Source organism: Faecalispora anaeroviscerum, assembly GCF_947568225.1.
Taxonomy (GTDB): Bacteria; Bacillota; Clostridia; order Oscillospirales; family Acutalibacteraceae; genus Faecalispora; species Faecalispora anaeroviscerum.
The window spans coordinates 1881356-1903001 of sequence record NZ_CANOOQ010000001.1 but is presented as its reverse complement, the minus strand read 5'-3'; the positions used below and the strand labels follow the sequence as shown (position 1 = coordinate 1903001).

Genomic DNA, 21646 nt, shown 5'->3' with positions numbered 1-21646 from the left:
AGGGTTCTTCATGAGTAAAATCAATTGGGCGCAGAAGCTGACATCTCGTAAATTCTGGCTGGCCGTGGCCGCTTTTGTGGTGGGTGTGCTGGCGCTGTTCGGAACAGACGCGAATACCACGCAGCAGGTCAGCGGCGTCATTTTGTCGCTGGGCGCTGTTGTTGCTTATATCGCCGGTGAAGGGTATGTTGACGGGCAGACGGCGGGGGAAAACAAAACCGAGTAGTGTTTAGACGGCATCCGAATGCAGAAATACCGCCGCGAGAAATGGATCATAAAAGCAAAGCCTCCAATTGCAGGGCAGACCTGCGATTGGGGGCTTTTTGCTGTTAATAGCAGTGGTGCTTGATGCGCTCTGGCATAAAGTGAATTTCGATTGATTAGCTTCCGTGTTGCTTCATTAAATATCACTGAAAAACGATAGAAAGCGTCTTTACAAAGCGCGGGGGATTTCCCCCGCTGTTGCGGAAAGCACCTTTTGCGCCAGCAGCTCGAGGTCATGAAAAACCGTCAGCTGCCCAGCCTCACGGCGAAAGGCTGCCGCGTTGGGCAGACCCTTGAGGTACCAGCCGGTGTGCTTGCGGGCTTCACGCATGGCGCGGTCTTCCCCTTTGTCCTCGCACATAGTACGCACATGACGCAGCATTACAAGAAGCCGCTCATTTAAGGTAGGCGGCGGCAGGAGGATTCCTGTTGTAAGGTAGGCGTGAACCTCGTGAAAAATCCATGGATTCCCTAAGGCTGCACGTCCGATCATCACCATGTCACAGCCGGTTTGTTCGAGCATTTGTGCGGCGCTTTTGGCATCGGTTACATCGCCGTTGCCGATTACGGGAATTTTAACAGCCTGCTTGACCGCGGCAATACTCTCCCAGTCCGCGCTGGGCTGGTACATTTGCTCGCGGGTTCGCCCGTGTATGGCAATTGCGTCTGCACCCGCCGCTTCGCAGATCTGCGCTACTTCTACGGCGTTGACGCTGTTTTTATCCCATCCCTTGCGGATTTTTACCGTTACCGGCACGTTGACCGCAGCCTTTACCGCCGCTACGATTTTTCCGCAAAGCTCCGGCTCCTTCATCAGCGCGCTGCCGCTGCCGTGGCCTCGGCCGCTGGTGCCGCATACCTTCGGCGCGGGGCACCCCATGTTGATGTCGATGGCGTCGGGAGAAAAGTTCATCGCGATCTCCGCGCCGCGCGCCAGGTAATCCGGTTCGTCCCCGAACAGCTGAATCGCAGCGGGGCGCTCTGTATCAGACAGCTTCATCAGCTGGTTTGTTTTATAATTTTTATACGTCAGGCCTTGCGCGCTCACCATTTCAGTCACGACATACCCGGCTCCGAAATCCACACACAGCTGGCGGAACGATGCGTCGGTAATCCCCGCCATGGGTGCGAGCGCGGCGCGGCTTTCAATTTGAAAAGAACCCAGTTTCAAGTAGAAAAATCCTTTCAATAAAAAGTAATGATGCTTTCATAATATACCACAATCCGGAACGAAAAGCACTTAATTTTTTCATTGGAAGATGTTATAATAACCTCACGGCATGAGCGAAAGCAAAGCTTTCGACGCCTGAGAGAGCATTGAATCATCAGCGATGCGATTCCGGAACTGCGTGTGGAATGCTCATAAGCCTGTTTGATGATTTATGATATAATAACTTAAGAATTAGAGTAAACAAAGGCAGAGCCTTTTTCAAATACACCAAGCCCGCTCCTTGTGGAGCGGAGGAATGGAGAAAAATGATGAAATTACTGGTGCTTGACGGAAACAGTATCCTGAACCGCGCGTTTTACGGGATTAAGCTGCTGACCACCAAGGACGGCCATTTTACGAATGCCATCTACGGCTTTTTGACGATGCTCAAGAAAATATCTGACGAAACGCAGCCGGATGCGGTTGCGATTGCGTTTGACCGCAGGGAGCCAACGTTTCGGCACCTGGAATACGACGGATACAAAGCTCAGCGCAAGGGGATGCCTGAAGAGCTGGCGGAGCAGATGCCGGTGTTAAAGGAACTGCTGGAGCTGCTCGGCTACCCCTTGGTGGAGCAGGCAGGCTTTGAGGCCGACGACATCTTGGGAACACTGGCCAAGGCCAGCCGCCAGCAAGGCGCGGAATGTGTGATTGCCACGGGAGACCGAGACAGCCTGCAGCTGGTGGGCGACGGCGTGACCGTACGCCTTGCCGCGACCAAGTTCGGCCAGCCGCAGGTAACGGTGTACGACACCGAGAAAATCCGCGAGGAATATGGCGTGGAGCCGCCGCAGATGATCGAGATCAAAGCGCTTCAGGGAGACAGCTCCGACAATATTCCCGGCGTGGCGGGCATCGGCCCCAAGGGCGCGGGCGAACTGATCCGCAGCTTTCACGACATCGACAATATCTACCAGAATCTCGATACCATCGAAATCAAAGAAGGAATGCGCAAGCGCCTGCGCGAGGGAAAGGACAGCGCTTACCTCAGCCATAAGCTGGGTACCATCTGTACGGAGGTACCCATCGACACGAAGCTCGAAAGCTACCGCCCGCAGCCGGGCGACAAAGCGGCTGCGGCTCGCCTGATGGCTCGCTTGGAGCTGTTTTCGCTGATTCCAAAGCTGGGGCTGGACGCTCCGGCAAAGGATACCCCCGAGCGGAGTGAAGCGGCAGAGGCTTTGCCGGTCAAAGTGTTGGTCGACGGCGCGGGGTTGCTGATCCCTCTGCAGGAGCGGGGCCGCGCGGATCTGACAGCTGTGTACGACGGCAACGAGATTTCTTCTCTGCTCTTGCCCATAGACGGTACGGTGTCGGTTCTCAAACCTGACAAAGCGTTTTTGCGCGCGCTGTGCGGCAACGCGAAGATCGTAAAGAACATTCACAACAGCAAGCCGTTTTTTGCCGCGCTGGAGCGCCTGGGGCTGGAAGTTAAAAACCTCGGCATGGATACTCTGCTCGCGGCCTATCTGCTGAACCCAACGTCGTCAGATTACGGGGTGGAGCGGCTCGCGGCGGAATACGAGGTACTGGTGCCGAACGCGAACGGGGAGTACCCGGATGCGGCCCGTGCGGCGCTTCTTCCCGCTCTGGTTGATCGCCTCACAGCCGAAATTGAAAAAAATGGTCAGCTTGATCTGCTAAGAAACATTGAGCTGCCACTTGCCAGTGTACTAGCCCGCATGGAAACCGCCGGTGTTGCGGTGGATGCAGCCGGTATTGAGGAATATGGCAAGGGCCTGCAAATCCGCATCGACGAAATCCAGAGCCGCATCTATGAACAGGTCGGCTATGAATTCAATCTGAATTCCCCAAAACAGCTTGGGCAGGCATTGTTTGAAAAGCTGGGGCTCCACACGGGTAAAAAAACAAAAAGCGGCTACTCCACCAACGTGGAGGTTCTGGAAAGCCTGCGCTATGACCATCCTGCGGTAGAAATGATTTTGGAATACCGCGGGCTGACGAAGCTCAAATCCACCTATTGCGACGGGCTGCTGAAGGTGATCGGGCCGGACGGGCGGATTCACTCGAGCTTTAACCAGACCGAAACGCGCACGGGGCGCATCAGCTCCACGGAGCCGAATCTACAGAATATTCCCGTGCGCACCGAGCAGGGCCGCGAGCTGCGCCGCTTTTTTATTGCCCGGCCCGGGTGGGTGCTGGTGGACGCCGACTACTCGCAGATTGAGCTGCGGGTGCTGGCCCATGTGGCTGACGATAAAAATATGATCGAGGCGTTCCGCGAAAACGCGGATATTCACCGCATCACCGCCGCTCAGGTGTTCCGAATGCCGGAGGAGATGGTCACACCGATGATGCGCAGCCGCGCCAAGGCGGTCAACTTCGGCATCGTGTATGGCATCGGCGCGTTTTCGCTGTCAAAGAACATCGGCGTTACCCGCAAAGAGGCGGATGATTATATCAAGGCGTATCAGGCTCACTACGACGGCGTGCAGCGATATATGAACCGTGTGGTAGAGCTGGCCAAGGAGCGCGGTTATGCCGAAACGCTTTTCGGCCGCCGGCGCTACCTGCCGGAGCTGACCAGCAGCAACTTTAATCTGCGTTCCTTTGGTGAGCGTGTTGCGATGAACATGCCGATTCAGGGCACCGCGGCGGATATTATTAAAATCGCGATGATTCGTGTGGCGGAACGACTGACCCGTGAAAAAATGCAGGCGCAGCTCATTTTGCAGGTGCACGATGAGCTGATCGTCGAAGCACCGGAGGAAGAGGCCGAGGCTGCGGCGAAGCTGCTCACAGAAGAAATGCAAAATGCGGTTTCGCTTTCCGTGCCGATGCTGGCGGAGGCCAAAATTGGCAACACATGGTATGACGCAAAGGAATAATGAAACATTCAGCTCCCGGCGACGGTAGGGAAGAAAGAGGAATGCATATGAAAATGCTATTTATCTGTACGGGCAATACTTGCCGCAGTCCCATGGCCAAGGGGTTATTTGATCAGCTGCTGGCTGAGCGCGGCATTACGGATATCACCTGCGACAGTGCCGGGCTGTTCGCAAATGCAGGCGAGCCTGCGGCAGAAAATGCGGTGGTTGCCTGCCTCGAACTGGGGGTCGACCTTTCCGTCCACCGCTCTAAAACCCTCACGAGGGAAATGCTGCAATCTGCCGATCTGTTTGTTGTGATGATGCAGAGCCACGCCGGGGTACTTCAATCAGCCGGGGTACCGCAGGAGAAAATTAAGGTACTGGGCGGCGGTGTGGGCGACCCGTTCGGCGGGAGCCTTGCGATTTACCGCGCCAGCCGCGACCAGATTCAGAAGGCGCTTGAGGAACTGTTACAGGAGCTGGGGTACTGAGATGGAGCAGGATAAAACAGTTGAAATTCACATTGTCCCCATGCAGGAACAGCATCTGGACGCGCTGGCCGAGTTGGAGCAGCTCTGCTTTTCTCAGCCTTGGTCGCGCGAGGGCCTTGCAACAGAACTCCTGGAGCCGACCGCCTGCTTCCTGGCAGCGGAATGCGGTGGTAAAACGATTGGCTACGCGGGAATGCACTGTGTTCTGGAAGAAGCGTATGTCACCAATGTTGCGGTTGACCCCAGATTCCGGCGGCACGGGGCCGGGCGGCTGTTGATGCAGGCGCTGGAGCGGGCAGCCGTCGAACGCGGCGCAGCGTCTTTATCACTAGAGGTGCGATTATCTAATCAGGGTGCGATTGATTTATACCGGGGCTGCGGATTTGAGGAAATCGGCCTGCGCCGGGGCCTGTATGAGCAACCGAAAGAGGATGGCCTGATTCTCACTAAGACCTTTTGCTGAAAGAAGGGTTTTCATGAAATACTGTGTTGTGTACGGTAGCCCTCGCAAAAAGAATACGTACCATGCGGTGCAGATCGTCAAGGAGCGTCTGACCGCTCTGGGCCCTGCGGAATTTACCGAATTTTACCTGCCTCAGGATTTGCCGAAGTTTTGCACAGGGTGCTTTACCTGTATTATGAAAGATGAGGCACTATGTCCTCATCGAGAATATACGGAGTCGATCGAACGCGCGATGCTGGAAGCCGACGGTCTGATTTTCTCTTCGCCGGTCTATGTGATGGAAGTGGCGGCTCCGATGAAGAACATGCTCGACCATTTTGGGTACCTATTTATGCCCCACCGCCCGCACAAAGAGATGTTCCGCAAGAGTGCGCTGGTTGTTTCCACCACGGCGGGTGCGGGAACAAAGTATGCGATGGATGCCATTGCCCGCTCTCTGTCATATTGGGGCGTTAGTCATATTTTTCGTTGCGGGTTTGCCATGCAGGCGGCAGATTTTAACGGAATGAAAAAAGAAAATCGCAGCAAAGCGGAGCAATCCTTGCGTCAGGCAGCAGATCGCCTGTATGAGAGCCTGAAAAAAGGCTCTCCGCCAACCATCCGAACACGGGGTATGTTCTTCGTGATGAAAAAGATGGTGCTGAATATCGCCAATAATCCTCCGGACCGTGCTTACTGGAAAGAACAGGGATGGGATCGGGGAGAAAAACCGTGGAATCAAGCAAAGGGGAAACAGGAATGAGAGTGTTAGGAATTGAAAGCTCGTGCGACGAAACAGCCGCGTCTGTGGTAGAGGACGGGAGGCGTGTGCTGTCGTCTGTCATTGCGTCGCAGGTGCTAGAGCACCGCAAATTTGGCGGAGTTGTGCCTGAAATTGCCTCGCGCCGCCATGCGGAGGCCATTGTGGGCGTGGTGCAGCAGGCGCTGGATGATGCCGAAATGAAGATAAAGGATTTGGATGCGATTGCGGTCACAGCGGCGCCGGGCTTGATCGGTGCGCTTTTGGTAGGCGTGAATTTTGCCAAGGGGCTGAGCTTTGCGTCCGGCGTGCCGCTGGTGCCGGTGCATCACCTGCGCTCGCACGTGGCGGCAAATTATCTCACAAGTCCCACGCTCGAGCCGCCCTTTTTGTGTCTGGTGGTTTCCGGCGGGCATACGCATATTGTCCATGTAGCGGATTATACGAAATTCCGCGTGCTCGGCTGTACGCGCGATGACGCTGCCGGCGAGGCGTTTGACAAGGCGGCCCGCGCCATGGGCCTGCCCTACCCGGGCGGCGTGTTTCTGGATAAAGAGGCGGAGCTTGGGAATCCGGGTGCGTTTTCTCTGCCCCACCCGTCGGTGGAGGGCGCACCGTTTGATTTCAGCTTCTCCGGCCTGAAAACATCGGTGATTAATCTGATTCATAATGCAGAGCAAAAGGGGGAGGAGATTCCATGCGCCGATCTGGCGGCATCGTTCCGCCGTGCGGTGGTAGAATGCCTGGTGCGCAATGTGACCGCCGCCATGCGCGAAACCGGGGAACACCGGCTGGTGATTGCGGGCGGCGTGTCCGCCAATTCTTTGCTGCGGCGCGAAATGGAGCGGGTCTGCCAAGAAAACGGCTGGGAGTTTTACCGGCCTGAGCTTTCTCTTTGCGGGGACAATGCCGCCATGGTTGCGTCGCAGGGGTACTACGAGTTTCAAGCAGGTCGGCGCGCCGGCTTGAATCTGAACGCATTGGCCACCATGGAAATCCAGCTCGATTTTCAGTGATTTGGAACAGATTGGCAGCTGATGTTTTTTTCGTGATTCCTTAAACGAACTTAACAGATATTCTGATTGTTTTTTGGTTGACAATCCACAAATATCAATTGATTCCTAAGTCAAAATCGATTATAATAAAAAACAGAGTTATCGTATTTGGCCAACAGGCCGGAAGGAGAACTGGAATGACAAACAACAAATCGGTATTGAACTGGATCGAAGAAATGAAAGCTCTTGTCAGCCCCGATCAGCTGGTCTGGATCGATGGCTCCGAGCAGCAGATCGAACAGCTGAGAGCAGAGGCTTGCTCTACCGGGGAGCTGATCAAGCTTAACCAGGAAAAGCTGCCGGATTGCTATCTGCACCGCACTGCGGTCAATGATGTTGCCCGCGTGGAGGATCGTACCTTTATCTGCTCCCGCAAGGAAGAGGACGCCGGCCCCACCAACAACTGGATGGAGCCCCAGAAAGCCTATGAAATGCTTTACGATATTGCTCGGGGCAGCTATCAGGGCCGCACAATGTATGTAATTCCCTACTCCATGGGCCCGGTTGGCTCGCCTCTCGCGAAGATCGGCGTGGAACTGACGGACTCCATTTACGTTGTGCTGAACATGGCGATAATGACCCGTGTAGGCCAGGCGGTTTGGGATGTTCTGGGCGATAATCCCGAGTGGGTGCGAGGGCTGCACTGCAAATGCCAGATTGATCAGGAAAAGCGCTACATATGCCATTTTCCGGAGGACAACACCATCATTTCCGTGAACTCCGGTTACGGCGGAAATGTTCTGCTCGGCAAAAAATGCTTTGCGTTGCGTATCGCGTCCAATCTGGGCCGTGAGCAGGGCTGGATGGCGGAGCATATGTTGATTTTGGGCATTGAAAACCCTGAGGGCAAGGTCACTTATATTTCGGCGGCGTTCCCGTCGGCTTGCGGCAAAACGAACCTGGCCATGCTGATCCCGCCGGAGGGCTACCGCAATCAGGGCTACCGAGTCTGGACAGTGGGCGACGACATCGCTTGGATGCGCCCCGGTACAGACGGCAGACTGTATGCCATCAACCCCGAGAACGGATTCTTCGGCGTCGCGCCCGGCACGAACGCCAAATCAAACTTTAACGCTTTGGAGTCTACAAAGAGGGGTACCATCTTTACCAACGTGGCGCACAATCTGGACGACAACACCGTTTGGTGGGAGGGTCTCGACAAGAACCCGCCCAAGAACGCTATGAACTGGAAGGGCGAGCCTTGGGACGGCACCACCTCCACAGAGAAAGGCGCGCACCCCAACAGCCGCTTTACCGCACCTGCCAAGAATTGCCCCTGCATCAGCCCCGAAATGGACAAGGGTGAGGGCGTGCCGATTTCCGCCATCATTTTCGGCGGTCGCCGCGCGCAGACTACTCCGTTGGTCTATCAGTCTCGCGACTGGGATAACGGTGTGTTTGTCGGTTCCATCATGGCCTCCGAAACAACCGCTGCCGCTGCGGGCGCTGTTGGCGTCGTTCGCCGCGACCCCATGGCGATGCTGCCGTTCTGCGGTTACCATATGGGCGATTATTTCGGCCACTGGATCGAAATGGGCAAGGTTCTGGGCGATAAGGCTCCGAAAATCTTCAATGTCAACTGGTTCCGTCTGGACGACGAAGGTCATTTTCTGTGGCCCGGTTTTGGCGACAACATGCGCGTGCTGGATTGGATTATCGCCCGCGTAGAAGGCAGAGCGGACGCGGAAGAAACCGCTATCGGCTTTGTACCCAAGGCCGAAGACATTAATATTCATGGCATTGAGGATGAGATTTCTCTCGATACGCTGCACAGCATCCTGAAGGTGGATCAGGCTCAGTGGGCCAAGGAAGCGGAGGGAATCGAGGAATTCTACCATAAATTCGGTGATAAGCTGCCCAAAGAGCTGCATGAGGAACTTGAGAAGCTGCAAAAGCGCGTGAAATAAGTTTTTAATCAGTAATGCGGGTTTTATTCCGATCATACAATCTGCATAAAAGGAACGGTTCCTTCCTGGAACCGTTCCTTTCTTATGTTTATGAGAAAATGTGCCTATATTTGGAGCCGAAAACGCGGGAGGAGCAGTAGTTTTTGACTATGGTGAAAATCTGTAAGTGAAATTGCTTGCGATATAAAATTCATAAATATAACTAAATAGATTATAAAATACTTAAAAAATCAAAAAAATACAATTAAATGAAGCGTAAATATTGATAAAATTCAAAATTTAGAGTATAATCAAAAATAATATGCAAGAGGAGGTAATCCACATGTCTTTTCAAAATCAATATCTGTTGTCCGTGTATCAAGCCGTATGCCAACGCAATGCAGGCGAACCGGAATTCCTTCAGGCTGTTCAGGAAGTTCTGGAATCCCTTGATTCTGTGGTGGAAAAACGACCGGATCTGGCAGCGTCAGGTATCATAGAAAGGCTTGTGGAACCGGAACGGATGATTCAGTTTCGGGTATCTTGGATTGACGATAAAGGCGAAGTACGGGTGAACCGTGGCTGGCGTGTTCAGTATAACTCTGCGATTGGCCCTTATAAAGGCGGGCTGCGTTTACACTCCAGTGTAAATGCTTCTATACTGAAGTTTCTCGCATTTGAGCAAACCTTTAAAAATTCTCTGACCGGTCTGCCGATAGGCGGTGCAAAGGGCGGTGCGGATTTTAATTCAAGAGACAAAAGCGAGGGGGAAGTCATGCGATTCTGCCAAAGCTTTGCCACAGAGCTGACCAAACACATTGGAGCAGATACCGATGTGCCTGCGGGCGATATTGGAGTAGGTTCCAGGGAGATTGGGTATATGTTTGGTCAGTATAAACGGCTTAATAACGAATTTACCGGTGCCTTTACCGGAAAATCTCTGTACTCCGGCGGTTCTTGGGTCCGTAAAGAGGCAACTGGTTATGGACTATGTTATTTTGCACAGGAAATGTTGTCTTACCTAAAACACGATTCCTTTGAAGGAAAAACCGTAGTGATCTCCGGTTCAGGGAATGTAGCGATTTATGCTAATGAAAAAGCAGCGCAGCTGGGAGCAAAAGTGGTTGCCATGTCAGATTCCAACGGCTATATTTACGATGAAAACGGAATCAATCTGGCGGTGGTGAAGCAAATCAAAGAGGTGGAACGCGGCAGAATTCAGTTGTATGCCGAGCGTGTTCCCGGAGCAGTATATACCCCGGGCTGCGGTGGAATCTGGAGTGTGAAATGTGATGTTGCTCTGCCTTGCGCCACGCAAAACGAACTCAATAGCGAACACGCGCAGCAGCTTGTGAATAACGGGGTCACCATTGTAGCGGAGGGGGCCAACATGCCATGTACTCCCGAGGCGATAGAGATCTTCCGCTCCAACCACGTTTTGTACTCTCCCGGCAAAGCTTCCAATGCGGGAGGCGTTGCGGTGAGCAGCCTGGAAATGTGCCAGAATTCCATGCGCTATTCCTGGAGCTTTGAAGAGGTGGATGCAAAACTGAAAGACATCATGGCGTGCATTTTTCATAATGCGTATCAAGCTTCCGAAGAGTTTGACCATAAAGGGAATTTGGTGATAGGTGCAAATATCGCAGGTTTTTTGAGGGTGGCCGAAGCAATGAAATGGCAGGGTGTCGCGTACTGAATCTGGTGCCTTATTATGTATGGAGAATGGTTTGTTCTACGGAACAAGCCATTCTTTTAAGTATAAAAAGCTGCAGATTATGACAATGAAATAGAAAAAATTATTTCGAAAAAAGAAAGAAATCATGTAAAATTCTTAAAATAGTTATGAATAAACTGTTTCTAAATCGAAAATTTTGTCGATTCGCACACTTGATTTTAAGGAAAGAATTCTCTATACTTAAGATTGTTGATTCAAGTCCTAAAGATAGGCAAAATCTCTAAGAAGCCGTATTTGGCTTCTTACTTTATTTCAGGAGGAATGAACGAATGGCGGAAAACAAGCAGGTCACGTTTCACCCTAAGGGAGATTTTTTTGACCTGAAAGGGCAGAACACCAATGTAAAAACCGAGGTTATGGCAGGCGTAACCACCTTCTTTACCATGGTATACATTATTATGGTAAACCCCAGCATGCTGTCGCAGACAGGGATGCCTTGGGGAGCGGTTTTTTTGGCAACCATTATCGCTTCGGTGATCGGTACTCTGGTTATGGGTCTGTTTGCCAACGTACCCTATGCACAGGCGCCCGGCATGGGTCTGAACGCCTTCTTTGTTTTTACCGTTTGTTTCGGTTTAGGCTTCAAATGGCAGGAAGCTCTCGCGATGGTTTTCCTGTGCGGCATTTTGAATATCATTATTACGGTGACCAAAATCCGCAAGATGATTATTGAGGCGATTCCTCCCATGCTGCAGCACGCGATCGGCGGCGGTATCGGCGTGTTCATCGCGTATATCGGCGTGAAAAAATGCGGATTGCTTTCCTTTACCTCAGACCCCGGCCAGAATATTGTTCTGGATGGCGGCACGGTTGTTGCAAATTCAAGCATCGTTCCTGCAATTGTACAGTTCAACACTCCGGCGGTTTTGTTGGCTCTGTTTGGCATTATCCTCACTGTGGTTTTGATTATCCGCAATGTAAAGGGTGCGATTCTGCTCGGTATTCTGGTTACCGCGGTGATTGGTATCCCGCTTGGCCTGACCACCATGAGCAACTCCATCAGCTTTTCTGACGCGGTCAGCCAGCTGCCGCAGACCTTCGGCGCGGCGTTCGGCAATCCCGGCATGCAGTCACTGTTCTCAGATACTTCAAAACTTCCCCTCGTTCTGATGACGATTTTCGCATTCAGCTTGTCTGATACGTTCGATACCATTGGTACCTTTATTGGTACCGGCCGTAAGTCCGGCATTTTCTCCGAGCAGGATGAAAAGGCTCTGGAGGAGAACAAGGGCTTCCAGTCTAAGATGGACAGAGCGCTGTTCGCGGATGCGACCGCTACCTCCATCGGCGCGATTTTCGGTACCTCCAACACCACCACATATGTGGAAAGCGCAGCCGGTATCGGCGCGGGCGGACGCACCGGCCTGACCAGTGTTGTTACCGCTGCTATGTTTATCCTCAGCGCATTTTTTGCTCCGCTTGTCAGTGCGATTCCCGACGCGGCCATTGCCCCGTCTTTGATTATTGTCGGTATTATGATGCTCAGTTCCTTCCGCGACATCAAGTGGGAGAACATGGAGGATGCGATTCCCGGATTCTTTGCCGGTATCTTTATGGCGTTCTGCTACAGCATTTCCTATGGTATCGCGGCAGGCTTCCTGTTCTACTGCATCATTAAGGTAGTGAAGGGGAAAGCAAAGGAAGTTCACCCCATTCTGTGGGTTGCCACCATCCTGTTCGTGCTGAATTTCGTTATCCTTGCAAAAATCGCTTAAATTTGTTTGTTTGCCTTTTTAGTTAGCTTGAGGTTTTATACAGAAAAAACCGCCTTGGGGATGGCACCCAAAGGCGGTTTTTTCTTTTGGGCGGCGCTGTTTGCCGCAAAGGGCTCCTTTTGTGAAGTCGCTCCACGGGAGATTCCGCTTGCGCGGGCTTTGCCCCTCGTGCCGGGGCTGGCACTTACTTTCGCGAAAGGGCGAAAGTAAGCAAAGGCCTTCCAAAGGACACCTTTGGAATCCGTTTGGGGAACGACTCCGGAACGCTTCAATAAAAGCTACTGGAAAGGCGCTCTATTGAAACTGCCCACTCGCCTTGTTTTGGCAAATGGGCAGTTTTACCGTTTTCGTCCGGCGCCGGTCATTTTCAGAGCGCTCTCGTCGGCTCGGAGCTTGTGAACGAAAGTTTCTTCTAAGGTGGTTTTTGCGTGAGGACAAGCCAGCTTATTCTGCTTGTCGCCACGCGATGTGGGTGCAAGCTCAGCCTGTGTTAGCGCCGTGCTTCTCTTTTGCGCGTCAGCTCGGTTAGGCGCTCAATGTTGCGCAGCATCGCCTCTTTGTCCTCCGGAAGCCGCCCGCGCACATCAATATAGTTGGAGGCGTGCGCGCTGGTGTAGTAGCAGTGCTTTAAATCGAGATGCTCGATCAGCAGCTTCATTTCCTCCAGTACCTGCGTCGCGGAGGGAAGACGGAATGTTCCTTCGGCAATTTTGCGGAACATATCGGTGTCGTTGCCGGCGTGCAGAACCAGCATGCCCACATAATCGGGCTGCATCTGGTTCAGGGCGTCTGCGGTTTCGAGAATATGCTCGCGCGAAAACTCCTGCCCACCAAGCCCTGAAATGATACTGATGGAAAGGCGCAGGCCCGCTTCGGTGGCCGCTGTTGCGGCCGCGATCATCTCCGCCTTAGTAATACCCTTGTTTACTTCCTCCAGAACCCGGTCGCTGCCGGATTCCAGACCGATGTACACCATTTCAAGCCCGGCCTCATGGAGCTGACACAATTCCTCATGGCTTTTGCGCAGAATGTCCTGAGCGGAGGCATATACGCGAACCGCTTCCAAATTGGGGTACAGCTCGCGGATGGTTTCCAGAATCTCGAGCAGCATCGGTGTTTTCAGCACCAGCGCGTCGCCGTCGCACAAAAAGATGCGGCGAATCTGGTTGCGCCAGCGGGAGCCTTCCTTCAGATCGGCTTTGATTTCATCCATGCTGCGCACGCGGAACTTCTTATCGGAATACATGTCGCAGAATGTGCATTTATTCCACGAACAGCCTACCGTCACCTGAACCAGCAGGCTGTCGGACTCTGACGGCGGGCGGAAAATGGTACCTTCATAATGCATAATTTAAAATCCTCCTTATTTGTGACGCGCTTCCCGCAAATTTTCGGGAGTGAGCGGGAATCTATTGCATATTGATGTTGTTTTCGGTATGCTAATATTAAATTGTAGCATGATTCGATTGTTAAGAAAAGGTCACACATTATTTTTTGGCGATTTTACCTGCCATATGTCTGAAACAAGATTGAGAGTGAACACAATGCTTGATTTTTTTCTTCTATATGGTAGTAATATGCAGGCTTGTTGCTTGCTTGGAATCATAATTATAGTAGGGAGGCTTTTATATGGATCAGGAGAGAATCAGAGCGGCGGTAACGGAGCTGCTGCTGGCTGTGGGGGAAGACCCACAGCGTGAGGGACTGCGCGAAACGCCGGACCGCGTTGCAAAAATGTATGCCGAGATTTTTTCAGGGCTGGAAGAAGACCCCATGGAGCACCTGAAAATCTTTCAGGAGCCGCAGCAGCACGGGGAGCTGGTTTTGGTGCGAGATATTCCGCTGTACTCTGTTTGTGAGCATCATCTGCTGCCTTTCGTGGGGAAGGTGCATATTGCCTATATTCCTAAGGATGGCAAAATCATCGGCCTTTCCAAATTCGCGCGGATTGTGAAATGCTTTGCCTCGCGCCCCCAGGTGCAGGAGCGTCTGACTGCGCAGATCGCGGATTTCCTGTTTGACAATCTCGAGCCGTACGGCGTAGCGGTTGTGGCTGAGGCCGAGCATCTGTGCATGACAATGCGGGGTATCCGCGCGGCCGGGGCGGTTACGCAGACCTCCGCTTTGCGTGGCGCGATGCGCACCGAGGCGAAAACCCGCAGTGAGGTTATGTCGCTGCTGGCGGGAGGGTGCCACCGATGAGCGGGTTCCAGGCGGGAAAATATTTCCTTTCATTGAATGGGCCGGCCTGTATCATGGGCATATTAAATGTAACGCCCGATTCCTTTTCCGACGGCGGGCAGAGCTTTCGCCCCGAGAATGCCGTGGCGCGCGCGCTCGAAATGCAGGAGCAGGGCGCCGGGATGATCGACATCGGCGGGCAGTCCACCCGCCCCGGCTTTACCGCCATTCCCCCGCAGGAGGAGTGGGCACGTATCGAACCGGTTTTAAAAGCCCTTGCAGGGCGTTTCAGCGTTCCGGTGTCCGTAGATACCTTTTATCCGCAGGTGGCTGCTCTGGCGCTCTCTGCGGGCGCGGATGTCATTAACGACGTGAACGGCTTTACCGATCCCGGGATGTTTCCTGCGGTACTCCAGAGCGGCTGTGGCTGTATCATCATGCACAACGGGCATGTATTGCAGGAAAACACGGAAGAGGATATTTTGGTTCGCGTGAGGCGCTTTTTTGAGGACAAGCTGCGTCAGGCACAGGGGATGGGCATCGCGCCAGAGCGCATCTGCTTTGACCCCGGCGTGGGTTTCGGAAAAACCTATGAGGAAAATTTGCGCCTGCTTGCAAACGTTGATGCCGTGCGAATCGAGGGCTGCGCATTTCTGATGGCCGCGTCGCGCAAGGGGGTCATCGGCAAAAGCTGCGGCAATCCGCCCGCGGCAGATCGAATGCCCGGTACGCTGGCGGCGCATACCCTAGCGCAGGCTGGCGGTGCGCAGCTGCTGCGTGCGCACGATGTTTTAGAAGCGGTGCAGGCGGCGCAGGTTGCACACGCGGTGCTTGGTGCAAGAGAGAGAGGGACAGGTTGTGGATAAAATAATAGTCAAGGGATTGCGGGTTTTCGCATATCATGGTGTCAATGCGGAAGAAAAGCGCGACGGCCAGCATTTCGTGGTCGATCTCACCGCGTCGGTGGAGTTGTCTGCGGCGTGCGCCAGCGATTGCATCGATGACACGGTCAGCTACGCCAAAATCATGAAAACGGCGATCCGCGTCATGACGGAACAATCTTATGATCTGCTGGAGCGGGTGGCCCAGCGGATTGCGGAGCAGATCTTCGAGGAATACCCGGCGGTAATGGAGCTGGAGGTTCTGCTGAAAAAACCGGAGGCTCCAATTCAAGCAGAGTTTGAGTACACAGCGGTATCGATTACCAGAAAGCGAAGTGATTTTAATTGAAAAAAGCAGTGATCGGCTTAGGTTCTAATTTAGGCAACCGGCTGGAGAACATCTCACATGCGCTCCAGGCGCTGAAAAACTTGCCCGGTACAACGGTGATTGCTACCTCCCGTTATTATGAAACGGCGCCGGTAGAGGTGCAGAGCGCACAGAATGACTACCTCAACGCCTGCACGCTGCTTCTCACGGAGCTTTCGCCTCATGCACTTCTGGGGGCGTGCCTTGGCATTGAGGCAGGGCTTGGCCGTGAACGCCGTGAATTCCACGGCTCGCGCGTGATTGATTTGGATTTACTTTTATATGAAGATGCTGTTTTTCGCGAGGATGAGCTTCGCCTGCCGCACCCCGGCATTTTAAGCCGCGGATTTGTCCTGGCGCCCCTTTCAGACCTCTTCCCAGAGAAAATGGCTCTGGGCCTGGATTTTTCCGACATTTTTCGCGAAACAGACTTCTCTGGAGTGCGCCTTTTTGAGGCAAAATGAAACTTTTTTAAAAAAAACCGAAAAAACTTTAAAAAAAGCATTGACAATAGGTGAATGGTTTGGTATTATAGTCAAGCGCCTTACAGAACGGCGCACGAAACGAAAGGCCGCAAAGCCCGGTAGAATCGGACAGGACCTTGAAAATTAAACAACGAGAAAGACAAGAAGGAACCCGTAATTTTTGAGAGAAAGCTTCTTGAAAAAGAAGTGAGTACTTCCGGATAAGAGTTCTCAGAACTCTATAAAAACTGAGAAACGCGAAAGCGTACTAATTGAGCAGATAAAATGCTCTAAAATAGATTAGATTGACTTCGGTCATTTTAATACAATATTTTAGAGAGTTTGATCCTGGCTCAGGACGAACGCTGGCGGCATGCCTAACACATGCAAGTCGAACGGAGTAAGAGAGAAGCTTGCTTAGCTCTTACTTAGTGGCGGACGGGTGAGTAACGCGTGAGTAACCTGCCTTTCAGAGGGGGATAACGTTCTGAAAAGAACGCTAATACCGCATAATATATCGGTGCTGCATGGTACTGATATCAAAGGAGCAATCCGCTGAAAGATGGACTCGCGTCCGATTAGCCAGTTGGCGGGGTAAAGGCCCACCAAAGCGACGATCGGTAGCCGGGTTGAGAGACTGAACGGCCACATTGGGACTGAGACACGGCCCAGACTCCTACGGGAGGCAGCAGTGGGGGATATTGCACAATGGAGGAAACTCTGATGCAGCAATGCCGCGTGAGGGAAGACGGTCTTCGGATTGTAAACCTCTGTCCTTGGTGAAGATAATGACGGTAGCCAAGGAGGAAGCTCCGGCTAACTACGTGCCAGCAGCCGCGGTAATACGTAGGGAGCAAGCGTTGTCCGGATTTACTGGGTGTAAAGGGTGCGTAGGCGGCTTTTTAAGTCGGGCGTGAAAGCTGTGGGCTTAACCCACAAATTGCGTTCGAAACTGGAAGGCTTGAGTGAAGTAGAGGTAGGCGGAATTCCCGGTGTAGCGGTGAAATGCGTAGAGATCGGGAGGAACACCAGTGGCGAAGGCGGCCTACTGGGCTTTAACTGACGCTGAGGCACGAAAGCATGGGTAGCAAACAGGATTAGATACCCTGGTAGTCCATGCCGTAAACGATGATTACTAGGTGTGGGGGGTCTGACCCCTTCCGTGCCGGAGTTAACACAATAAGTAATCCACCTGGGGAGTACGGCCGCAAGGTTGAAACTCAAAGGAATTGACGGGGGCCCGCACAAGCAGTGGAGTATGTGGTTTAATTCGAAGCAACGCGAAGAACCTTACCAGGTCTTGACATCCAACTAACGAGGCAGAGATGCATTAGGTGCCCTTCGGGGAAAGTTGAGACAGGTGGTGCATGGTTGTCGTCAGCTCGTGTCGTGAGATGTTGGGTTAAGTCCCGCAACGAGCGCAACCCTTGTGATTAGTTGCTACGAAAGAGCACTCTAATCAGACTGCCGTTGACAAAACGGAGGAAGGTGGGGACGACGTCAAATCATCATGCCCCTTATGACCTGGGCTACACACGTACTACAATGGTCGTTAACAGAGGGAAGCCAAGCCGCGAGGTGGAGCAAACCCCCAAAAACGATCTCAGTTCGGATTGTAGGCTGCAACCCGCCTACATGAAGTTGGAATTGCTAGTAATCGCGGATCAGCATGCCGCGGTGAATACGTTCCCGGGCCTTGTACACACCGCCCGTCACACCATGGGAGCCGGTAATACCCGAAGCCAATAGTCTAACCGCAAGGAGGACGTTGTCGAAGGTAGGATTGGCGACTGGGGTGAAGTCGTAACAAGGTAGCCGTATCGGAAGGTGCGGCTGGATCACCTCCTTTCTATGGAGACTTGATGGAGCTAAGGCTTCGTCAGACATCCAAGGTCAGGATTACGGAACCTAGTCTACTATCGTTGTTTAATTTTGAAGGCCCTGAAAAGGGACTTCAGGAAATGAAAGAAATCGAAACAGCAGAACGAAGCCTTAGTGTTCAATAGAATATGGGGGTGTAGCTCAGCTGGGAGAGCACCTGCTTTGCAAGCAGGGGGTCATCGGTTCGATTCCGTTCATCTCCACCACCAGACTTAGTCTGGAACAAAACGGGTAACAGAGGCAAGCGAGAAGCCGACGGCCTCTAGCCGAAGATATGGGCTCATAGCTCAGCTGGTTAGAGCACACGCCTGATAAGCGTGAGGTCGGTGGTTCGAGTCCACTTGAGCCCACCACCAAGCTACGCTTGGAAACAACTGCATAATGCAGGGCACAACGGCAGTTTGGTTGTGAACGCGACTGTGAGGAATTTTCCTCGGAATCGACGATCGCGACTAAAAAGTGCACGAGTGCACCGGACATTGAAAACTGAATAAAGAAAAGAAGCAGATAAAGCGAGAAAAATTGTTTTTTATCTAAATCTACAATTTACCAAACAATGCAGTTCTATCGAGTTCAGGACTGTATTGTATAGAACAAAGCAAGAACCAAGAATCACATGGTCAAGCTACAAAGAGCGCAAGGGGAATGCCTTGGCACTGAGAGCCGATGAAGGACGCGACTAACTGCGATAAGCTATGGGGAGCCGTAAGTGGGCATTGATCCATAGATTTCCGAATGGAGCAATCCGGCTGGAGTCATGTCCAGTCACTGCATGATGAATACATAGTCATGCAGGGGGAACCGCCTGAACTGAAACATCTAAGTAGGGCGAGGAAAAGACATCAACAGAGATTCCGCTAGTAGTGGCGAGCGAACGCGGAAGAGGCCAAACCGAGGGTAGCAATACCCTCGGGGTTCGGACAGCAACATGTACGACAAGAAATAGCAGAATGGCATGGGAAGGCCAACGAAACAGTGTGAGAGTCACGTATGCGAAATTTTGAGTCGGCTAGCTGTATCCAGAGTACCGCCGGACACGTGAAACCCGGTGGGAACATGGGGGGACCACCCTCCAAGCCTAAATACTACTCAGTGACCGATAGCGAAAAGTACTGTGAAGGAAAGGTGAAAAGAACCCCGGGAGGGGAGTGAAATAGAACCTGAAACCTTGTGCTTACAAGCACCGAGAGCCCGTCAATGGGTGATCGGGTACCTATTGTAGAATGGTCCGGCGAGTGAGTATAACTGGCAAGGTTAAGGACTTAAGGTCCGGAGCCGCAGCGAAAGCGAGTCTGAAACGGGCGCGTGAAGTCAGTTGTATTCGACCCGAAACCGGGTGACCTACCCATGTCCAGGTTGAAGTGGAGGTAAAACTCCATGGAGGACCGAACCGACTCCTGTTGAAATAGTAGCGGATGAGGTGTGGGTAGCGGAGAAATTCCAATCGAACCCGGAGATAGCTGGTTCTCTCCGAAATAGCTTTAGGGCTAGCCTCGTATTAGATTACTGGAGGTAAAGCACTGAATGGGCTAGGGGCCGAAAGGTTACTGAACCCTATCAAACTCAGAATGCCAGATAATTGATGTACGGGAGTCAGACAGTGTGAGATAAGTTTCATTGTCAAAAGGGAAAGAGCCCAGACCCACAGCTAAGGTCCCTAAATACGGTTAAGTGGAGAAGGATGTGGGGGTGCACAGACAACCAGGATGTTGGCTTAGAAGCAGCCATTCATTAAAAGAGTGCGTAATAGCTCACTGGTCGAGTGCCCCTGCGCCGAAAATTTAACGGGGCTAAATCGTATACCGAAGCTTGGGATAACACGTAAGTGTTATGGTAGGAGAGCGTTGTGTAAGGGGTGAAGTCAGAGCGGAAGCGCTGGTGGACTTTACACAAGTGAGAATGCCGGAATGAGTAGCGAGAAATATGTGAGAATCATATTGGCCGAAAGTCTAAGGTTTTTGGAGGAAGGTTCGTCCGCTCCAAGTAAGCCGGGAGCTAAGGTGAGGCCGAAAGGCGTAGCCGATGCACATACGGTGGATATTCCGTAGCCGCCAAAAGATTTAAGCAAGAGGACACCTTGAAAGGGCATAACCCAGGCGTTGGTTGACCTGGGCGTAAGGGACCGAAATTAGAGTAGGGAAGTATGCTTGGACGAGGGCGAGAAAAGTCTTGTGTATATCTAAGGCGCCCGTACCGCAAACCGACACAGGTAGACAGGAAGAGAATTCTAAGGCCAACGGGAGAAGGGTAGTTAAGGAACTCGGCAAATTGACCCCGTAACTTAGGGAAAAGGGGTGCCACAGCAATGTGGCCGCAGAGAATAGGCCCAGGCAACTGTTTAGCAAAAACACAGGTTTCTGCCAAATCGAAAGATGAAGTATAGGAGCTGACACCTGCCCGGTGCTGGAAGGTTAAGAGGAGATGTGCAAGCATTGAATTGAAGCCCCAGTAAACGGCGGCCGTAACTATAACGGTCCTAAGGTAGCGAAATTCCTTGTCGGGTAAGTTCCGACCCGCACGAATGGTGTAATGATCTGGGCACTGTCTCAATTACCCGCCCGGCGAAATTGTAGTACCGGTGAAGATGCCGGTTACCCGCGACAAGACGGAAAGACCCCATGGAGCTTTACTGCAGCTTAATATTGGGTTTTGATCATTTATGTACAGGATAGGCGGGAGACTAGGAAGCCGCGGCGCCAGCCGTGGTGGAGTCATCCTTGGGATACCGCTCTTAGATGGTTGAAATTCTAACCTGCGGCCGTGAATCCGGCCGGGGGACATTGTTAGGCGGGCAGTTTGACTGGGGCGGTCGCCTCCTAAAAGGTAACGGAGGCGCTCAAAGGTTAGCTCAGCACGGACGGAAACCGTGCCTCTGAGTGTAAACGCGTAAGCTAGCCTAACTGCGAGGATGACAATCCGAGCAGTAACGAAAGTTGGAGTTAGTGATCCGGCGGTATGAGAGTGGAATTGCCGTCGCTCAACGGATAAAAGCTACCCTGGGGATAACAGGCTGATCTCCCCCAAGAGTCCACATCGACGGGGAGGTTTGGCACCTCGATGTCGGCTCATCACATCCTGGGGCTGTATTCGGTCCCAAGGGTTCGGCTGTTCGCCGATTAAAGTGGTACGCGAGCTGGGTTCAGAACGTCGTGAGACAGTTCGGTCCCTATCTGTCGTGGGCGCAGGATATTTGAGGAGAGCTGTCCTTAGTACGAGAGGACCGGGATGGACGCACCTCTGGCGCACCAGTTGTCATGCCAATGGCACAGCTGGGCAACTAAGTGCGGATCGGATAAACGCTGAAAGCATCTAAGCGTGAAGCCGACTCCAAGATAAGATATCCCATAGCGTAAGCTAGTAAGACCCCTTGAAGACTACAAGGTTGATAGGCTGCGTGTGTAAGTGTAGTAATGCATTTAGCTTGGCAGTACTAATCGGTCGAGGGCTTGACCATTAATCTTGGTTAACGCCTTGCTCAATCGC

15 protein-coding genes, 2 tRNA genes and 2 rRNA genes are annotated in these 21646 nt (G+C 52.5%); 17 read left to right on the top strand and 2 right to left on the bottom strand.

Annotated features, from left to right (window positions below; genetic code table 11):
- The first annotated feature begins 10 nt into the window (after positions 1–10).
- Positions 11–226, top strand: coding sequence for a phage holin family protein (locus tag QOS46_RS09440; RefSeq protein ID WP_283609181.1), 216 nt, complete (start codon positions 11–13; stop codon positions 224–226).
- 207 nt (positions 227–433) lie between these two features.
- On the opposite strand, the gene dusB is transcribed toward QOS46_RS09440, so the two are convergent.
- A complete protein-coding gene (gene dusB, locus QOS46_RS09435; protein WP_283609180.1) occupies positions 434–1435 on the bottom strand; it encodes a tRNA dihydrouridine synthase DusB in 1002 nt (333 codons plus the stop codon).
- Positions 1436–1740: 305 nt separating this feature from the next.
- Between dusB and polA the strand changes: the two genes are divergently transcribed.
- The 8 genes from polA to QOS46_RS09395 all read left to right on the top strand — a co-directional run bounded on the left by polA (position 1741) and on the right by QOS46_RS09395 (position 12389).
- Positions 1741–4323: a DNA polymerase I gene (gene polA, locus QOS46_RS09430; RefSeq protein ID WP_283609178.1), complete on the top strand. Its 2583-nt coding sequence runs from the start codon at positions 1741–1743 to the stop codon at positions 4321–4323.
- A gap of 47 nt (positions 4324–4370) precedes the next feature.
- Entirely contained in the window at positions 4371–4796 is a 426-nt protein-coding gene (locus tag QOS46_RS09425) for an arsenate reductase/protein-tyrosine-phosphatase family protein (RefSeq protein WP_283609176.1), read from the top strand.
- A 1-nt stretch (position 4797) separates the two neighbouring features.
- Positions 4798–5259 (top strand): ribosomal protein S18-alanine N-acetyltransferase, encoded by a 462-nt coding sequence (gene rimI / locus QOS46_RS09420; RefSeq protein WP_283609175.1) that lies wholly within the window; start codon positions 4798–4800, stop codon positions 5257–5259.
- 13 nt (positions 5260–5272) lie between these two features.
- On the top strand, positions 5273–6001 hold the full coding sequence (locus tag QOS46_RS09415; RefSeq protein ID WP_283609173.1) for a flavodoxin family protein: 729 nt from the start codon (positions 5273–5275) through the stop codon (positions 5999–6001).
- Positions 5998–7014: a tRNA (adenosine(37)-N6)-threonylcarbamoyltransferase complex transferase subunit TsaD gene (tsaD, locus tag QOS46_RS09410; RefSeq protein ID WP_283609171.1), complete on the top strand. Its 1017-nt coding sequence runs from the start codon at positions 5998–6000 to the stop codon at positions 7012–7014. Before QOS46_RS09415 ends, tsaD begins: the two co-directional genes overlap by 4 nt.
- Before the next feature lie 176 nt (positions 7015–7190).
- Positions 7191–8960 carry a phosphoenolpyruvate carboxykinase (GTP) gene (locus QOS46_RS09405; RefSeq protein WP_283609169.1) on the top strand — a complete coding sequence of 590 codons (1770 nt, stop codon included), beginning with the start codon at positions 7191–7193 and terminating at the stop codon, positions 8958–8960.
- A 322-nt stretch (positions 8961–9282) separates the two neighbouring features.
- The gene (gdhA, locus tag QOS46_RS09400; protein ID WP_283609167.1) at positions 9283–10635 is read left to right on the top strand and encodes an NADP-specific glutamate dehydrogenase; all 1353 of its coding nucleotides are present in this window, start codon (positions 9283–9285) and stop codon (positions 10633–10635) included.
- A gap of 308 nt (positions 10636–10943) precedes the next feature.
- The gene (locus QOS46_RS09395) at positions 10944–12389 is read left to right on the top strand and encodes an NCS2 family permease (protein WP_283609165.1); all 1446 of its coding nucleotides are present in this window, start codon (positions 10944–10946) and stop codon (positions 12387–12389) included.
- Between the two features lie 490 nt (positions 12390–12879).
- On the opposite strand, the gene QOS46_RS09390 is transcribed toward QOS46_RS09395, so the two are convergent.
- Complete coding sequence (locus QOS46_RS09390; RefSeq protein WP_283609163.1) at positions 12880–13737, bottom strand: radical SAM protein; 858 nt, start codon at positions 13735–13737, stop codon at positions 12880–12882.
- A gap of 281 nt (positions 13738–14018) precedes the next feature.
- Between QOS46_RS09390 and folE the strand changes: the two genes are divergently transcribed.
- The 8 genes from folE (at position 14019) to QOS46_RS09350 (ending at position 21617) form a co-directional block, all read left to right on the top strand.
- A complete protein-coding gene (gene folE / locus QOS46_RS09385; RefSeq protein ID WP_283609161.1) occupies positions 14019–14591 on the top strand; it encodes a GTP cyclohydrolase I FolE in 573 nt (190 codons plus the stop codon).
- Positions 14588–15436 carry a dihydropteroate synthase gene (folP, locus tag QOS46_RS09380; RefSeq protein WP_283609159.1) on the top strand — a complete coding sequence of 283 codons (849 nt, stop codon included), beginning with the start codon at positions 14588–14590 and terminating at the stop codon, positions 15434–15436. Before folE ends, folP begins: the two co-directional genes overlap by 4 nt.
- The gene (gene folB / locus QOS46_RS09375; RefSeq protein WP_283609157.1) at positions 15429–15800 is read left to right on the top strand and encodes a dihydroneopterin aldolase; all 372 of its coding nucleotides are present in this window, start codon (positions 15429–15431) and stop codon (positions 15798–15800) included. The genes folP and folB overlap by 8 nt, the downstream gene beginning before the upstream one ends.
- Entirely contained in the window at positions 15797–16282 is a 486-nt protein-coding gene (folK, locus tag QOS46_RS09370) for a 2-amino-4-hydroxy-6-hydroxymethyldihydropteridine diphosphokinase (RefSeq protein ID WP_283609155.1), read from the top strand. The genes folB and folK overlap by 4 nt, the downstream gene beginning before the upstream one ends.
- Positions 16283–16612: 330 nt before the next feature.
- A 16S ribosomal RNA gene (locus tag QOS46_RS09365) occupies positions 16613–18131 on the top strand.
- Positions 18132–18293: 162 nt separating this feature from the next.
- Positions 18294–18369: transfer RNA gene (locus tag QOS46_RS09360), tRNA-Ala, on the top strand.
- Between the two features lie 70 nt (positions 18370–18439).
- Positions 18440–18516, top strand: a tRNA-Ile gene (locus QOS46_RS09355).
- A 265-nt stretch (positions 18517–18781) separates the two neighbouring features.
- Positions 18782–21617 (top strand): 23S ribosomal RNA (locus tag QOS46_RS09350).
- Together the 16S and 23S rRNA genes with 2 tRNA genes alongside form the textbook arrangement of a ribosomal RNA operon.
- Positions 21618–21646: the final 29 nt, after the last annotated feature.

Excerpts from the sequence above, each read along its gene's own strand:
- QOS46_RS09440 (WP_283609181.1), top strand. The coding sequence starts at position 11 with ATGAGTAAAATCAATTGGGCGCAGAAGCTGACATCTCGTAAATTCTGG.
- polA (WP_283609178.1), top strand. The coding sequence starts at position 1,741 with ATGATGAAATTACTGGTGCTTGACGGAAACAGTATCCTGAACCGCGCG.
- QOS46_RS09425 (WP_283609176.1), top strand. The coding sequence starts at position 4,371 with ATGAAAATGCTATTTATCTGTACGGGCAATACTTGCCGCAGTCCCATG.
- rimI (WP_283609175.1), top strand. The coding sequence starts at position 4,798 with ATGGAGCAGGATAAAACAGTTGAAATTCACATTGTCCCCATGCAGGAA.
- QOS46_RS09415 (WP_283609173.1), top strand. The coding sequence starts at position 5,273 with ATGAAATACTGTGTTGTGTACGGTAGCCCTCGCAAAAAGAATACGTAC.
- tsaD (WP_283609171.1), top strand. The coding sequence starts at position 5,998 with ATGAGAGTGTTAGGAATTGAAAGCTCGTGCGACGAAACAGCCGCGTCT.
- QOS46_RS09405 (WP_283609169.1), top strand. The coding sequence starts at position 7,191 with ATGACAAACAACAAATCGGTATTGAACTGGATCGAAGAAATGAAAGCT.
- gdhA (WP_283609167.1), top strand. The coding sequence starts at position 9,283 with ATGTCTTTTCAAAATCAATATCTGTTGTCCGTGTATCAAGCCGTATGC.
- QOS46_RS09395 (WP_283609165.1), top strand. The coding sequence starts at position 10,944 with ATGGCGGAAAACAAGCAGGTCACGTTTCACCCTAAGGGAGATTTTTTT.
- QOS46_RS09390 (WP_283609163.1), bottom strand. The coding sequence starts at position 13,737 with ATGCATTATGAAGGTACCATTTTCCGCCCGCCGTCAGAGTCCGACAGC.
- folE (WP_283609161.1), top strand. The coding sequence starts at position 14,019 with ATGGATCAGGAGAGAATCAGAGCGGCGGTAACGGAGCTGCTGCTGGCT.
- folP (WP_283609159.1), top strand. The coding sequence starts at position 14,588 with ATGAGCGGGTTCCAGGCGGGAAAATATTTCCTTTCATTGAATGGGCCG.